The sequence below is a fragment of the Streptomyces sp. NPDC050704 genome, from assembly GCF_040654355.1.
GTDB lineage: Bacteria > Actinomycetota > Actinomycetes > Streptomycetales > Streptomycetaceae > Streptomyces.
Genome location: NZ_JBFAHW010000012.1, coordinates 129,704 through 145,199, shown reverse-complemented (window position 1 = coordinate 145,199; position 15,496 = coordinate 129,704). Strand labels below are relative to the sequence as shown.

At 71.4% G+C, this 15,496-nt stretch carries 11 protein-coding genes and 1 pseudogene; 8 read left to right on the top strand and 4 right to left on the bottom strand.

Features of this window, described 5'->3' with window-relative positions:
* Positions 1 to 4: 4 nt before the first annotated feature.
* From AB0I18_RS09570 to AB0I18_RS09560, 3 genes are read left to right on the top strand one after another with little or no spacing between them, the layout of a single operon-like run.
* Positions 5 to 1,135 (top strand): SagB/ThcOx family dehydrogenase, encoded by a 1,131-nt coding sequence (locus AB0I18_RS09570; protein ID WP_363104827.1) that lies wholly within the window; start codon positions 5 to 7, stop codon positions 1,133 to 1,135.
* Positions 1,132 to 2,871, top strand: a complete 1,740-nt coding sequence (locus tag AB0I18_RS09565; protein ID WP_363104826.1) for an ABC transporter ATP-binding protein — start codon at positions 1,132 to 1,134, stop codon at positions 2,869 to 2,871. The genes AB0I18_RS09570 and AB0I18_RS09565 overlap by 4 nt, the downstream gene beginning before the upstream one ends.
* Positions 2,868 to 4,649 (top strand): ABC transporter ATP-binding protein, encoded by a 1,782-nt coding sequence (locus AB0I18_RS09560; RefSeq protein WP_363104825.1) that lies wholly within the window; start codon positions 2,868 to 2,870, stop codon positions 4,647 to 4,649. The genes AB0I18_RS09565 and AB0I18_RS09560 overlap by 4 nt, the downstream gene beginning before the upstream one ends.
* A gap of 221 nt (positions 4,650 to 4,870) precedes the next feature.
* Here AB0I18_RS09560 and AB0I18_RS09555 read toward each other — a convergent pair.
* Positions 4,871 to 5,276 (bottom strand): annotated as a pseudogene (locus AB0I18_RS09555) (ATP-binding cassette domain-containing protein); the annotation flags it as partial.
* A 159-nt stretch (positions 5,277 to 5,435) separates the two neighbouring features.
* Here AB0I18_RS09555 and AB0I18_RS09550 point away from each other — a divergent pair.
* From AB0I18_RS09550 to AB0I18_RS09540, 3 genes are all read left to right on the top strand, one after another.
* Positions 5,436 to 5,813, top strand: coding sequence for a hypothetical protein (locus AB0I18_RS09550; RefSeq protein ID WP_363104824.1), 378 nt, complete (start codon positions 5,436 to 5,438; stop codon positions 5,811 to 5,813).
* Positions 5,814 to 5,824: 11 nt separating this feature from the next.
* Entirely contained in the window at positions 5,825 to 7,012 is a 1,188-nt protein-coding gene (locus tag AB0I18_RS09545; RefSeq protein ID WP_363104823.1) for a GTP-binding protein, read from the top strand.
* Between the two features lie 317 nt (positions 7,013 to 7,329).
* On the top strand, positions 7,330 to 10,584 hold the full coding sequence (locus AB0I18_RS09540) for a family 78 glycoside hydrolase catalytic domain (protein ID WP_363104822.1): 3,255 nt from the start codon (positions 7,330 to 7,332) through the stop codon (positions 10,582 to 10,584).
* 389 nt (positions 10,585 to 10,973) lie between these two features.
* On the opposite strand, the gene AB0I18_RS09535 is transcribed toward AB0I18_RS09540, so the two are convergent.
* The 3 genes from AB0I18_RS09535 to AB0I18_RS09525 all read right to left on the bottom strand — a co-directional run bounded on the left by AB0I18_RS09535 (position 10,974) and on the right by AB0I18_RS09525 (position 13,535).
* Positions 10,974 to 11,891, bottom strand: coding sequence for an NADP-dependent oxidoreductase (locus AB0I18_RS09535; RefSeq protein ID WP_363104821.1), 918 nt, complete (start codon positions 11,889 to 11,891; stop codon positions 10,974 to 10,976).
* 140 nt (positions 11,892 to 12,031) lie between these two features.
* Entirely contained in the window at positions 12,032 to 12,340 is a 309-nt protein-coding gene (locus tag AB0I18_RS09530) for a GNAT family N-acetyltransferase (RefSeq protein ID WP_363104820.1), read from the bottom strand.
* A gap of 82 nt (positions 12,341 to 12,422) precedes the next feature.
* Entirely contained in the window at positions 12,423 to 13,535 is a 1,113-nt protein-coding gene (locus AB0I18_RS09525) for an LLM class flavin-dependent oxidoreductase (RefSeq protein ID WP_363104850.1), read from the bottom strand.
* Between the two features lie 203 nt (positions 13,536 to 13,738).
* Between AB0I18_RS09525 and AB0I18_RS09520 the strand changes: the two genes are divergently transcribed.
* Together AB0I18_RS09520 and AB0I18_RS09515 are read left to right on the top strand one after the other, a co-directional pair.
* On the top strand, positions 13,739 to 14,110 hold the full coding sequence (locus tag AB0I18_RS09520) for a DoxX family protein (protein ID WP_363104819.1): 372 nt from the start codon (positions 13,739 to 13,741) through the stop codon (positions 14,108 to 14,110).
* A gap of 294 nt (positions 14,111 to 14,404) precedes the next feature.
* The gene (locus tag AB0I18_RS09515) at positions 14,405 to 15,355 is read left to right on the top strand and encodes an NmrA/HSCARG family protein (RefSeq protein WP_363104818.1); all 951 of its coding nucleotides are present in this window, start codon (positions 14,405 to 14,407) and stop codon (positions 15,353 to 15,355) included.
* Positions 15,356 to 15,496: the final 141 nt, after the last annotated feature.

Here is a 15,496-nt window from a genome sequence, read left to right as displayed (position 1 = left end):
CCTCGTGGATCTCGTCACCGCTCTCGCCCGCGCCCGTTCCCCGGAGAAACCCGGGCCGGAGGCGCCTGCCGGGTCCGCCGTCCGCCGGTGGCCCGGATCGCCGCGCTCCCTGCCGGAGGCGGGCCCCGGGGAGCTGGACCTGCGCGGGCTGCTCCACCTGTCCCTGGCTGCCTCGGACGATGCGGGACGGCTGCGGCCCACCCCGTCGGCGGGCGCGCTGCACCCGGTGGACGCCCAACTCGTCGTGGGCGCCCGCTGCCCGCTGCCGCCCGGCCGCTACGGCTACGACCCGCTGCGCCACCACGTGCACCGCCTCGGCCCCGAACCCGACGGCACACCGCCCGGGGCGACCGTCGAGCTCTCCGTCACCGCGCGGCGCACGGTCTCGCACTACGGTCACCGTGCCTGGCCGTTGATCCTGCTGGACACCGGGCACGCCGCGGCGGCGCTGTGGCTCGCGGCGCGCGCGATCGGCACGACGGTCACGTCGGGCGCAGGTACAGGCGGGCTTCGCCGCGACGGTCTCGCCGAAGAACCGCTCGCCGCCCTGCACTTCGCCCCGCCCGAGGGGGCACGCCGGGTTGCCCCGGCCGAGGCGGCGCACCGAGCCGCTGCGGACGCCCCCACGCCCCGCGAACTGCTGGCCCGCCGAAGCGCCGGGCCGCCGCTGCGGGGCACACCACCCCGGGAGAGCCTGCGGGCGGTGCTCGCCGCCGCCGTGGAGGCGAGCGCCGGTGAGCTCGCCTGGTGCGCGGCCGTCGGCGAACCCCAGCCCGAACTCGTCGAGTCGGCGCCCGACGGCACTCTGCGGCGTCTCGCCGCGGGAGACGCCAGGCCCACGCTCGCCGCCTGGGCCGCGGGCCAGGCCTGGATCGCGGACGCGGGCGCCGTCCTGCTCGGATACGGCTGCCCGACGGACGCCGAAGCCCCGCGGATCCGGCGGGCCCACCTGCGGGCCGGCTTCGCCGTGGGGCTGGCGCACGTGGCCGCCGGACGGCAGGGCCTGGCCGGCCGGCCCGTCGGCTCCTGGCAGCAGGCAGACCTGGGAGCCGCGCTCGGCGCCCCGCCGGGCAGGGACTGGATCGTCCACGGCCTGGCCCTCGGCACCACCCACTCCGAAGAGGGGACCTCGTGATCGTCCACCCCGAGCTGCGCCGCGCCGCACGGCACGCACGGCACACCCTGCTCGCGGCCACTCTCCTGCAGGCGGCCGTCGCCCTCACCCACCTCGCACAGGCCGTCCTGCTGGCCGTCGCCCTCGCCGACGTGGCCCGGGGCGACACGGACCGGCTCCCCCTGCTCCTCGGGGCCGTGCTCGGTGTAGTCGTCGCCCGCGCCGGGCTCGGCCACCGGCAGCGGCGCACCGCCAGCCTCGCCGGAGCACGGGTCAGGGTGCACCTGCGGGACGAACTCGTCGCCCACCTCGGCCGGCTCGGACCCGCGCACCTCACCACCGCCCGCGCCGGGGCCGTCCGCACCACCCTCGTCGACGGGGTCGAGGGCGTCGACGCCTACGTCTCCCGCTACCTCCCCCAGCTCCTCATCACCCTCACCGTGCCTCCCCTGCTGCTCGCCGCCCTGGCCGCCGTCGAACCGGCCGCCCTCCTCGGCCTCGTACCCGCCCTGCTGCTCGCCCTGTTCGGGCCGCGCGCCTGGGACCGGCTCCTCGCCAAACGCGGCAAGGAACACTGGGACACCTACGAGGGACTGGGCGCCGACTACCTCGAAGCACTGCAGGGCATGCCCGCGCTGCGGGCCGCCGGCGCCGTCGGTCGCACCAGGGAGCGGCTGGAGGAACGGTCGGCGGCGCTGCACCGGGCCACGGTCGCCAAGCTCCGGGTGTCACTCGTCGACACCGGGCTCACCGACCTGGCCATCCAGGGCGGCACCGTGGCGGCCGCACTGCTCGCCTGCTGGTCGGCCGTCACCGGATCCACCACGGCGACGGGCACCTATCTGGTGCTGCTCCTGGCCTCCGAGTGCTTCCGGCCCGTGCGCGACCTGTCCCGCGAGTGGCACGCCGGGTACCTGGGCGTGTCGGCCGCGGACGGGCTGCGGGCGCTGCGCACCGCCGAACCCTCGGTCCCCGACACGGGAACGGCACCGGCGCACTGGCCGGGCCCGCCCCAAGTGAGGTTCGAGGAAGTGGAGTTCAGCTACGACGGCGCCGAAACACCCGCGCTCCGCGGCATCACCTTCACCGCCGAGGCAGGGCGCACCACCGCGATCGTCGGCCCGTCGGGCGCCGGCAAGTCCACCCTGCTCGCCCTGCTCCTGCGCCACCGCGACCCGCAGCAGGGCCGGATCACCCTCGACGGCCGCGACGTGGCCGAGTACGCACTCGACTCGCTCCGGCACGGCATCGCCGTGGTCTCCCAGGAGACCTACCTCTTCCACGCCACCATCGCCGACAACCTGCGCCTCGCCCGGGCCGACGCCACGGACGACGACCTGATACGCGCGGCACGGACCGCCGGCATCCACGACGAGATCGCCACCCTCCCCGACGGCTACGCCACCGTCCTCGGCGAACGCGGCGCCACCCTGTCCGGCGGGCAGCGGCAGCGCCTCGCCCTGGCCCGCGCCCTGCTGGCCGACGCCCCGGTCCTCGTCCTCGACGAGGCCACGAGCGCGGTCGACGAACGCCGCGAGGCGGACATCGTCCGCGAACTGCTGGACGCCGCCGGCGGCCGGACCGTCCTGGTGGTCGCCCACCGGCTCGCCGCCGCCCGCCATGCCGATCGCATCGTGGTGCTGGCGGGCGGACGCGTGGACGCCGTCGGCGAACACGCCGACCTCATCGAGGCCGGGGGCGTCTACGCCGAGCTCGTCAAGGCGGGCCACACCTATGAAGGAGGGCTCGCCGCATGAGCAGCACCATCGACGCCGACGCCGGTACCACCCTCAGCGGCACCGCCGACGACGCGGCCGTGCCCGCGCGGGGTTCACTGCGCGCCCTGCTGCCGGCCCTCGGCGGGCACCGGGTCATGATGGCCCGTACCTGCGCCGCCGCACTCCTCGAACAGGGCTCGCTGGTCGCGCTGTTGACGCTCGCCGCGCACACCGTCGGAACCGCCGTCATCGACGACCGCGCCCCCTCGACCGGCACGATCACCGCACTGGTCGCCCTCGTGCTCGTACGCGCCCTGATGACCTGGCGGGAGATGGACCTCTCGCACGACCTGGCCTACCGGGTGCTGGCCGAGCTGCGCGTGCGGGTCTTCGACGGGCTCGCCCGCAGCGCACCGGCCCGCGTGGCGGGAAAACGCAGCGGGGACCTGGCGGCCACCGCGATGGCCGACGTGGAGGCGCTGGAGTTCTTCTACGCCCACACCACGGCCCAACTCCTGGCATCCGGCGTGGTGTTCACCGGCGGAGCCGCGGCACTGGCCACGGTGGAGCCGTGGCTGCTGACGGCGGTGCTGCCGGTCGCCGCGCTGCTCGCCGCCGCGCCCTTCGCGGACGCGCGCGGACGCGCCGCACGCGGGGCCCGCACCCGGGCGGCCACCGCCAAGCTCTCGGCAGACACCGTGGAGACCGTCGACGGGCTGCGCGAACTGCTCGCCTTCGGCGCGCTGACCGAGCGGCGCGACCGGCTCGCCGAACAGGGCCGCACGGTGGGCGAGGCGCAGCGGGCCGAAGCCACCTGGGAGGCCATGGCCGCAGCCGTCCGCGACGCCCTCATCGTGCTCGCGGTCCTCGGCGTGGTGACCGCCGCCGCGCAGTCCGTGACCTCCGGGCGGCTGCACGGCGCGTGGGCCCCGGCGGCGATGGCGCTCGCGCTGTCGGTACTGGGCCCGGTCGCCGAGTCCGCCAGGGCGCTGAGCCAGGCCGTGGGACTGCGCGCCGCGGCCGCACGCGTAGACGCGGCGGTGAAGGCCCCCGCCCTCGCCCCGCCGCCCGCCTCGTCCCGCCCGCTGCCACCGGGTCCCCTGGGCGTCCGGCTGCACCGGGTGAGCTTCGACTACGGGGGCCTGCCGGTGCTGGACGGGGTCGAGCTGACGGTTCCCGCGGGGCAGACCCTCGCCCTGGTCGGCACCTCGGGAGCCGGCAAATCGACCTGCGCCCACCTGCTGGCCCGTTTCTGGGATCCGTCCGAGGGAGCCGTCCGCCTGGTGCCCCGAGACGGTGACCCTGTCGACCTCCGCGACCTGACCGACGCCGAACTGCGCCGTACCGTCGCCGTCGTCGGCCAGGACACCCCCCTCTTCCACGGCACCCTCGCCGAGAACCTGCGCCTCGCCGCACCGGACGCGGACGACCAACTCCTCGCCGAAACAGCCCGGTTGTGCGGCGTCGACCGGATCGCCCCCATGGACTCCCTCGTCGGGGAGCGCGGCTCGACCCTCTCCGGCGGCCAGCGCGCGCGGATCGCGCTCGCCCGCGCCCTGCTGTCCGAGCCGAGGGTCCTCGTGCTGGACGAGACCACCGCCCACCTGGACAACGCCGGTGACGCCCAACTCGCCACCGCGCTCGCCCAGGGCGACCGCACCACCATCGTCATCGCCCACCGCCCGGCCACCATCCGCCGCGCCGACCGCATCGCCGTCCTCGAATCCGGCCGAGTCGTGGAGGAGGGCACCTGGGGCGACCTCACCGCCCGCCCTGATGGCGCGCTCAGCCGAGTGCTGGCTGTCACGCCGTCCTGAATTCACGCGCCGCCGCCGTGACCGTGCCGGTCACTCTCCGGCAGGGGGCGCTCTGCAAGTGTCTGCTGCATGGGCGATGGTCCAGTCGGGGCCGCGCCGGATTGGCCTGATCCAGGGCGATCGGCGGGTCGTTCAGGGGTTCGCCATGTCGAGGGCAGCGGAGGCCGGGGGGCAGGGTTCCGTACCGTCGCAAGCGGCGGGGCGCGCTGAGCCGGTCGGTGGTCCAACAGCACGATCGGGGCCCGTTTGAGGACGGCGCGGGCCACGGAGGCGCGCCGGCCCGCCGCCGGACAGCGACAGGCCGCCCTCGCCGACACGGGTCGCCCAGCCTTGCGGGAGCCGGGCCACGAGCTCGTCGACTCCGGCGAGCCGGGCGGCCTCGCGTACCTCCTCCTCGGCCGCGTCCGGGCGGCCGACGCGGATGCTGGCTTTCAGCGTGTCGTTGAAGAGGAAGACGTCCTGGAACACCAGCGCCGGCTGAGCCATCAGGTCCTCGCTCGTCAGCTCCCGTACATCCGCGCCGCCGACGCGCACCGTGCCGGTGCCGGTGCCGGTGTCGAAGAAGCGGGCGATCGAGCGGGTGAGTGTGGTCTTTCCGGCGCCCGAAGGGCCGACGACGGCCGTCATGGTGCGCGCCGGGCCCCTGCCGGGAGCTCTCCGGTTCCTCCAACGGACGCTCGGCGAGGATCTCGGCGATACGGCGCAGGTCGTTGCCGGTCTCGATGCGGATGCCCGACTGTGCTATAAAAATGGAAACCATTTTCAATAGCTCGGAAGGGTGCGGAGATGAATGACGCGGCACGCGGCCGTAGGAGCCGTCCGTTCACCCTCGTCGTCTGCGCGTCATGTCACGCCGAGGCCAACGGGCTGATGGACGGGCTGCGCCGGGCCGTCCGGGGCTGCCCCCACGGGGTCATGGTCTCCACCGGTTGCCTGGAAAAGGTTCTGCACTGCCGGTCGGACCGCGGGCTGCACGCCGCCGCGCAGCCCTGTACGGCGGATCGCAGGCCGGCCGGAGCCGTCGTACGGCTCGGCCCGCTCGTCACCGCGGCCGACGCCGAAGCGGTCGGTGCCTGGCTGCGGGCCGGGATGCCCGACGACGGTACGCTGCCCGACCGGCTCCGCGCGGCGCCCGCCCCGCAGCACGTCGCCCGCCTCAACTGAGGGGCGGCGGCGTGCGGAAGGGCCTGTTGAGTGTGGTCTGCGGCAACACCCCCGAGATGCGGGGCGTTGGCGTCGAGCAGTTGCTGCGGCTGTCTCCGCGCGCTGTGCCGCTGGCCGTGTCGATCCAGGGTCAGGAGACGGGGTACCCGGTCGTCCAGCGGTTCCTGTCGGGCGCCGACGCGTCCGTGCGGGAGGCAGCCTGGAGTGCGAAGGGCGATCCCGTGGTGATTCTCCGCCAGGACCTGATGTCTCTACGGCGCAGTGCGGGTCCGGTGCACGTGGTTCTCGCCCTGCCCGGGGACATCGATGTCCTGCCGTTCCTGGTGGAGTTGTGGCGTGCTCGCGTGGCGAGCGGCTCGCTGGGGGACTACTACGAGCCGGCGCTCGTGGTGGTCGGAGTCGAACCGTCGTCGTTCATGGTGGACGTCGGTTGTGTTCATCAGGCGGTACGGCTGTGGAGCGGGGGCGAGCGCGGTGAGGCCCTGAGCCCGGCCGAGGCCGCCGTTCGGCAGGTGGAGGCGGCGGACGTACTGCTCGTGCCGGATCCCGCGGGCGGCAACGGCGAACAGGCGTCTGTCGCGGCCGCGTTGGCCTCCCAGCTCAACCCGCGTGCCCGCCTCGTAACACCTCCGGACATGGACGGAGCCTGGCCCGAACTGCCGGCCTCGCTCGTGCGGGCCGCGCCTGGTGGTGCCGAGGGTGAGTGGCGGGCCCGCCTGGAGCCGGTCACGGTACCGGCTGTGCGATACGGCGCCGGCCCAGGTGTGGAGACGGTGCTCTGGCGGGCCCGCCGCCCCCTGCACCCCGGGAGGCTGGCAGCCGCGCTGCCCACCGCGATGCGCGGTGTCGTCCGCGGCCGGGGCCACCTGTGGCTGTGCAGCCGCCCGGACTCCGTCGTGAGCTGGCGTTCGGCCGGGGCCTACCTGGAGCTGAGGGAGGCGGACCGCTGGCTGCGGCAGGCGGACGCGCGCGCCTGGCAGGCCGCTTCCCCGCAGCGGCGCGCTCTCGCCTCCTGGTTCTGGGACGACTACTACGGTGAACGCCGCAACGAGATCACCCTGACCGGGATCAGCCTCGACGAGCCGGAGATCCGCTCCGTGCTGGACACGGCCCTGCTCACCGACGCCGAACTGTCCCTGGGCCAGGAGGGCTGGACCACGGTCCCCGACCCGCTCCTCGGCGGTGCCGGCACCCGCTGATCGCGCACGTCAGAGCAGGCGGACCAGGCTGAGCCGGTCGAAGTGGCGCGGGCGGCAACCCGACTCGACCGAACCGTCTAGGCGCAAGCCGCAGGGTGCGGCTTGCGCCTTGCTCATCCCGGCGGCGCCACGAGCCGGCGCCGCCGCGTCACAGCTGAACTGCCCATGAATCGCAAATCTACCTGCCTACCGCCTCTTGACGTGGCTCACGTCACATCAGTACCGTCCGGGCAACCTGAGTGTTTGAAACGATTCAACGCGGAGTTGCCATGGGCGAAAAGCGCTCAGTCCTGCTCATATTGCTGAGGGGTTTCGTAGTGCTGGCCGTATTCGGCAGCATGGCGGCCCTACCGGCGCCTGTGTCCGGCGCGGCGTCGGCGTCGGACGCGCCGTTCGCCGTGAGGGCTCTGACCACCAACGGCCGGGTGAACCCGCTGGGCATCGATGGTGAGGACCCGGTCTTCGGCTGGCAGTTGGCGTCGGAGCGCCGGGCGACCTCGCAGAAGGCGTACGAGATCCGGGTCGGACGCACGCCGGGGTCCGCCGACGTGTGGTCGTCGGGGAAGGTGGTCTCCGACCGCCAGGTCGACGTCGAGTACGGCGGTCCTGACCTGGAGTCGGCCACCCGTTACTCCTGGCGTGTCCGGGCCTGGGACGACAAGGGAGTTGCGAGTCCGTGGAGCGCGGACGCGTACTTCGAGACCGGGCTGCTGGATGCCGGCGACTGGGACGGTGCCGAGTGGATCGCTCGCCCTGAGGCCGCGAGTGAACTGGACAAGTGGACCGACTACACCGCCACGGTCGAGTTCAAGCTCGACAGCGCCGCCTTCGGCATGTTCCTGCGTGCCTCCGATGTGAGCAACGGGTACATGTGGCAGTTCAGCGTGACTGACTCGACCCCGATGCTGAACCTGCACAAGCAGGTCAAGGGCAACTACACCGTGGTCGAGCGGGTGGATCTCGCGCCCTACGGCTTCACCAAGGCAGATCTCCTCGCCGGCCGGCACACCGTCCGCTACGACGTGGCGGGCACCAGTATCAAGACGACCCTCGACGGCAAACTGGTCAACACCTTCACGGACGCCACGTTCACGAAGGGCTACGTCGGTTTCCGCACGCACAATTGTTGCGGCGAACGCGGAACGGTCTACGACGCCGTCGTGACGAACACCGATGGCGACACGCTGCTCGACACCGACTTCGCGTCCGGACGGAACCCGTTCACCGCCGGTGAGATCGTCGACTCCGCCCTCGCGGTGTCCGGCACCACGGACGCCCTCTACGCACCCGCGACCCGGCCGATGCCGCTGCTGCGCAAGGACTTCGCGACCAAGCCCGGCAAGAAGGTCGCCTCCGCGCGGGTCTACGCGTCGGCACTCGGCGTCTACCAGCTGGAGATCAACGGAAAGCCGGTCGGCGACCAGGTACTTGCCCCGGGCTGGACGAACTACCACAAGCGCATCCAGTCCCAGACCTACGACGTGACGAAGCTGCTCGCCCGCGGCGACAACGCGATCGGCGCCTCCCTGGCGGACGGCTGGTGGGCAGGCAAGGTCGGGATCGGCTGGACCCGTCAGTACGGGGACGCCCCGGCCCTTGTGGCCAGGATGCGCATCACCTACACCGACGGGTCGGTCGACTGGGTCGCCACGGACGGTTCATGGAAAGCGGCGGACGGACCCTACGTAAAGGCCGACCTGCAGGACGGCGAGACCTACGACGCCCGTCTGAAGCCGTCGGGCTGGAGCCGGCCGGGATTCGACGACGCGAAGTGGGCACCCGCCGCGAGCCTGGAATCCCGGACCGCGCTCCTGGTCCCGCAGAGCGACGAGCCCGTGCGCCGGACCCAGGTGCTCGACGCAAAGAAGATGACCGAGCCCACCGCCGGGACCTACGTCTACGACCTCGGTCAGAACATGGTCGGCGTGCCGCGGCTGACGCTGACCGGTTCCGCCGGCCAGACGGTCAAGATCCGTTACGCGGAGGTGCTCAACAAGAACGGCACCCTCTACACCGACAACTTCCGCACGGCCAAGGTCACCGACCGCTATGTCTTCGCCGAGACCGGATCGGTGACGTACGAGCCCACCTTCACCCAGCACGGGTTCCGCTACATCGAGATCACCGGGGTGAGTGCGCCTCCCGCGCTCTCCGGCATCAAGGGAGTGGTGTGGGGATCCGACCTCCCGGCCACCGGCACGCTGAAGACCTCGGACGGCATGCTCAACCAACTGGTGAGCAACATCTCGTGGAGCCAGCGGGGCAACTTCCTCTCCATTCCCACCGATACCCCGGCCCGCGACGAGCGCCTGGGGTGGACGGGTGACATCAGCCTGTTCGCACCGACGGCCAACTACCTCGTCGACACCCGCGCGTTCCTGTCGCACTGGATGGCGGACGTACGCAACTCCCAGTACGCCAACGGTGATCTGCCGGCGGTCGTACCGACCCCGCAGGGGCAGTTCGGCGACAGCGGTGTCGGCTGGTCGGACGTGATGATCACCGTGCCGTACTCCGTGTGGCGCTCCTACGACGACACCCGCATCCTGCGGGAGAACTACCCGGCCATGCGGAAGTTCTTCCAGTTCGTGCGCGACAGCGCCGGACCGGACCTGCTCGAACCCGGCCGCACCACCTTCTTCACCGACGACTGGCTGCATCTGGACGACCCGACCGAGCAGGGCATCCTGGGCACGGCCTACTACGCCGAGAACGCCCGCATGATGGCGGAGACGGCCAAGGCCCTCGGCGACGACTCGGCGGCCGCCGAGTACAGCAAGCTCTCCGCCGACATCCGCGCCGCGTTCACCAAGGCCTACGTCGCGGCTGACGGCACCGTGAAGCGCAACTCGCAGACCGGGTACGCGATGGCCCTCGGCATGGATCTGATCTCGGATCCGGCACTGGTCGAGAAGGTCGGCGAGAAGTTCGTGGCCAAACTGGCGCTCACCGACCACCACTTGCGGACCGGCTTCATCGGTACGCCGTTGCTGCTGCCCGCCCTGAGCAGGATCGGCCGGGACGATCTGGCGTACAAGATGCTGCTGCACAAGGACTACCCGTCCTGGGGCTACGAGGTCGTGACCGGTGCCACCACCGTGTGGGAGCGCTGGAACTCGATCATGCCCAACGGCGACTTCGGCCCGGTCGACATGAACTCCTTCAACCACTACGCCTACGGTGCCGTGGGTGACTGGATGTTCCAGAACATCGGCGGTCTCTCCGCGATCGACCCCGGCTACCGGCGCTCCCGGATCGCGCCGGCGCCCGGCGGAAACCTGACGGAAGGCTCGGGCAGCCTCAAGACCGTGTACGGGCTTCTGTCGTCGCGGTGGAGTACGGACAACGGCGCTCTCGACCTGAAGGTGAAGGTCCCGGTCAACACCGTCGCCGAGGTGCACGTCCCGGCGACGACGCGTCGGGCGGTCACCGAGGGCGGCCGACCGGCTGACGGGGCCAAGGGTGTCCGATTCCTCCGGATGGAGGACGGGGCCGCCGTGTTCGAGGTCGGTTCGGGGTCCTACCGCTTCGGCGTCGACACCGACCTCGGTGGCCTCGGCGAGGCCAAGTAGGCGGCCGGAGAACTGCGTGACCTGTCGGCGAACCTGGACGCTCCGGGCGCGCCGGCAGCACACGAGCGGGCCCGGCAGGTTGACAAGGGAACACTGACAGCCTCCCAGGGAGCGGAGGTGCAAGCGCTCGTCGGCCGCGTCGAAAAGAGCCTGTGACCGACGGCGTGGTTCGTCCACGAATGCGGCTGGGGTGGCGGCGCGTCGCGGCTCGGCGCCCGCACCCTGCCGGCCGTATAGAGGGGCGATGGGACAGGTCGCTCCGGCGCGGGACGTCCCGGCGAGCCGCCGGTCGCCTTCGCCGGGCTGCCGGAACCGGAACCGGCCACCGCGGCAACCGCCGGTCACCGTCGGCCGGTGTACCGTCGCGGTCGCCGCGGCTCCGTGGTTGTCTACGGGAGCAGTACGAGCTTGCCGCCGACGTGTCCCGTACGGCTCAGGTCGAGTGCGGTGGCTGCTTCTGTGAGGGGGTAGGTGTGCCAGACCGGGACGTGCAGTCGTCCTTCCCCGATGAGGGCGAGGATGTCGCGCAGGGCCTTGCTGCCGTTCCCGCTCGGGCCGTCCGTGTGGACCTGGATGCCCAGGTGTCCGGCGTCGAAGGCCACCAGGGTGAGGACGCGCTCGGGGCCTCCCGCGAGTTCGATGGACAGCGGGATCTCGCCGCGGCCGGAGACGTCGAGTACGGCGTCGACCCCCTCGGGGGCGATCGCCCGTACCCGGTCGGCGAGCCCGTCGCCGTAGGCGACGGGGAGCACGCCGAGCGAGCGCAGCCGTTCGTGGTTGCCCTGGCTCGCGGTGCCGATCACTCGCGCGCCACGGGCCACCGCGAGCTGGGCGGCGAACGCGCCCACGCCACCGGAGGCGGCATGGATCAGCAGGGTCTCGTCCTGGGCGACCTTGAGACGTTCGAGGACCGTCCACGCGGTTCCGCCCGAAGTCGCCAGAGCTCCGGCGACCTCCCAGGGGACGGTGGCCGGCTTGGCGACCAGCGCGGCGGCGTCGGCGACCGCCGTCCGGGCGTAGGCCGGGGTGCTTGAGATCCCGAGGACCTCGTCGCCGACGGCGAAGGCGGTCACTCCCTCCCCGACCTGGTCCACCACACCTGCCACGTCGGACCCGAGGCCCGCCGGGAGATCGAGGGGCATCATCTCGCTCATGAACCCCTGCATGACCTTCCAGTCGAACGGATTGACGCCGGCCGCCCGTACCGCGAGCCGCACCTGCCCGGGGCCGGGGGCGGGCGCCGGAACGTCCACGACGCGCAGCACTTCACTGGTGCCGTACTCGGAGAACTGCACAGCAAGGGACATCTCGCTCAACTCCGTACTCTTGCCTGGGTAAAGGGTTCAGGGGGAACCGGGTGGTGGCGTCGCCTCCGTCGGCATCACCGTCGTACCGCAGCGCACCCGAGGGGCAGCGGTGCACCACTTCGGCCGGCCGGTCGGCCGGGTCAGTCGCTGACCTTGCTCCGGGACTGGTACAGCAGGTCGGCGTACTCGGGGTGACGGCCGATCCAGCCCGCGTAGAAGGGGCAGGTGGCCAGCACCCTCAGCCCGGCGGCGCGTGCCTCGTCGAGGGAGGTCCGGGCGAGCGCGGAACCGACCCCTCTGCCCTCGAAGCCCGGATCCACCTCCGTGTGCAGGAAGGCGATCAGTTCCGATGTGCGGATGTACTGCGAGAAGCCCGCCACCTCGGTCCAACCGTCCACCGTGGCCTCGTATCGGCGTGCTTCGGGTACGTCGATCACCTTGACCGTCACTTGTCCTCCTTGGGCGCCCGGCAACCGGTGTTCTTGTTGATGTATCCACAAGATACCCAAGCCTATGTTGATGCGTCAACTACTACCCGCCTCGGATAGCCGAGTCCGCGGATTCGGTCCGGGTGTCGCGTGCGGTGAGCAGTGCGGCATGGGTGGGGCCGGCGGGCACGTTCGCGGGCCGATTCCTGGCGAACTCCTCGCGCAGGACGGGGATCACCTCTTCGCCGAGCAGGTCGAGCTGTTCCAGTACGGTCTTCAGCGGCACGCCCGCGCCGTCCAGGTTGAACAGCTGACGCTGGTAGTCGCCGAAGTGCTCGCGGAAGGTGAGCGTCTTGTCGATGACCTCCTGCGGGCTGCCGACGGTCAGCGGGGTCTGCTCCATGTACTGCTCCAGCGACGGCCCGCCGCCCATCTGTGGCGAGTGGTCGAAGAACGGCCTGAACTCCCGTACCGCGTCCTGGGAGTTGCGGCGCATGAAGACGTGGCCGCCGACGCCGACGACGGCCTGCTCCGCGGTGCCGTGTCCGTAGTGCGCGTAGCGCCGGCGGTAGAGGTCGATCAGCTTCTGGAAGTGCTCCTTGGGCCAGAAGATGTTGTTGGCGAAGAACCCGTCGCCGTAGTAGGCGGCCTGTTCGGCGATCTCGGGGGAGCGGATGGAGCCGTGCCAGACGAAGGGGGGTACGCCGTCGAGCGGGCGCGGTGTGGAGGTGAAGCCCTGCAGTGGGGTGCGGAAGCGGCCTTCCCAGTCCACGACGTCCTGGCGCCACAGCTGGTGCAGCAGGGCGTAGTTCTCGACGGCCAGCTCGATGCCCTGGCGGATGTCCTTGCCGAACCAGGGGTAGACGGGTCCGGTGTTGCCGCGGCCCATCATCAGGTCCACCCGGCCGTCGGCCAGGTGCTGGAGCATCGCGTAGTCCTCGGCGATCTTCACCGGGTCGTTGGTGGTGATCAGGGTGGTGGCCGTGGAGAGGATGATGCGGTCGGTGCGGGCGGCGATCCAGCCCAGCATGGTGGTGGGGGAGGAGGGGACGAAGGGCGGGTTGTGGTGCTCGCCGGTGGCGAAGACGTCCAGTCCGACCTCCTCGGCCTTCTGCGCGATGGTGACCATGGCCTTGATCCGCTCGTGCTCGGTGGGCTTCCGGCCTGTGGTCGGGTCGATGGTGACATCGCCGACGGTGAAGATCCCGAACTGCATCGCGCTCATCCTCTTTCATTTGGTTGACGAGTCAACATTCGGGGAACGTGTGGCCAGGTGTCGCTATTCCGAGGGGTGGGGCGTGCCCCTCGGTGACATTATTGACGCATCAACCTTAGCGTCCTATGCTCCCGGTTGATCAGTCAACCAATGACATGTGTCCTGCTCGGGGCAGGTGTCCAGCTGGAAGGAAACCCGTCCCCATGTACATCGCCGCCGCAGTCCTCAGTGTGCTCCTGGCTCTGGTGTCGCTCGCTGCCGGTGCGCCCAAGGTTCTGCTCAAGGGGGACGTCTCCGCCGGGCTGCAGTCGCACATGGGGCTGAGTGCCGGGTTCGTCCGCTTCATCGGGCTCGCCGAGGCCGCCGCCGCCGTCGGTCTGGTCGTGGGGCTCTTCTGGCAGCCTCTGGGTATCGCCGCCGCTGTCGGCTTCGCCGTCACGATGGTCGGGGCGATCGGCTTCCACGCCAAGGTGGGCGACTACGCCAACCCTGAGACCCGCGGTAACGCGATGGCTCCCGGCATCCTCGCCCTGGTCGCGGTCGCCACCGCTGTCACCCTCACTCTGGCGATGTGAAATCACCGGCCCGGGCGGCGGGGCGTGGGAAACGCCCCGGTCGGGCCTGGCCCGTCGAGTCCCGCACCCCCTTGTTCAGGGGTACCTCGGCCGTGACCGTCAGGCGCCAAGGATCTTGCGCCTGACGGTCACGACGCTCCGGAATCGGCGTGCTGGACGGCATCGTCGGCGCTAGTGGTCGTGGTCATTGCTTGGCGTCGCGCAGCCTGACCGAAGAAGTTGACGCGTCACCGTATTCGACGTTACGTTCTTGTTGACGCATCACCCCCGAGTCTTCGGACAGGAGCAGTAGCTATGAGTGAGCAGAAGGTCATCGCGGTCACCGGAGCGACGGGTGCCCAGGGCGGCGGTGCCGCGCGGGCGATCCTCGCCGACCCGGAGTCGGGTTTCACGGTTCGCGCGCTCACCAGGAACCCGGACTCGCCCGCCGCCCGGGAGCTCGCCGCGCTCGGGGCCGAGGTCGTCCAGGCGGACTTCTACGACGAGCCCAGCGTGCACAAGGCGTTCGAGGGTGCCTACGGCGCCTTCCTGGTCACCAACTTCTGGGCGCACGGCTCGGCGGCCAAGGAGACCGAGGAGGTCAACGTCCTGGTGCGGGCGGCCAAGGCGGCAGGCCTCAAGCACGTGGTGTGGTCGACGCTGGAGGACACCCGCGAGCTGCTGCCACTGGACGACAGCCGGATGCCGGTCCTGCAGGACAAATACAACGTGCCGCACTTCGACGCCAAGGGTGAGGCCAACGACCTGTTCCGGCAGGCCGGAGTACCGACCACCTTCCTCAACACCACCTTCTTCTTCCAGGGCTTCCTGCAGGGCTTGGGCCCCCAGCGCGGAGAGGACGGCGTGCTGACGCTGTCCCTGCCGATCGAGGACGGCAAGTACCTCTCCGGAGTGGACGTCGAGGACATCGGCCGGACAGCCCTGGGCATCTTCAAGGGCGGCGAGGGGCTTGTCGGTGAGACCGTCGGCCTGGCCGGGGAGCATCTGACCGGCGCGCAGTACGCGGCGAAGTTCGAAGCGGTCCTCGGCGAGCCGGTGCGCTTCCAGGCGGTGCCCTACGACGTCTTCCGCACCCTGGACATGCCGGCCGCCGAGGAGCTCGGCAACATGTTCCAGTACTACGGCGACTTCGATCAGGAGTTCACCGGCGCCCGTGATCTGGACAAGGTGCGCGCACTTCACCCGGAGCTCAAGAGCTTCGACGCCTGGCTGGCCGCCAACGCCTCGGCGATCAAGGCGAGCTGAGCGAGTCCCACTCACGCAGGCGCCGCGGGCGTCGGGGAGTTGACGAGGACGGCGGGCGGACCGCCCGGCGTCGAGGCCGCCCTGGTGCCCGGCGCGAGCCGCGGCACCGGTGCGGACGCCGCCCGCGCCCCGGCGAGTCAG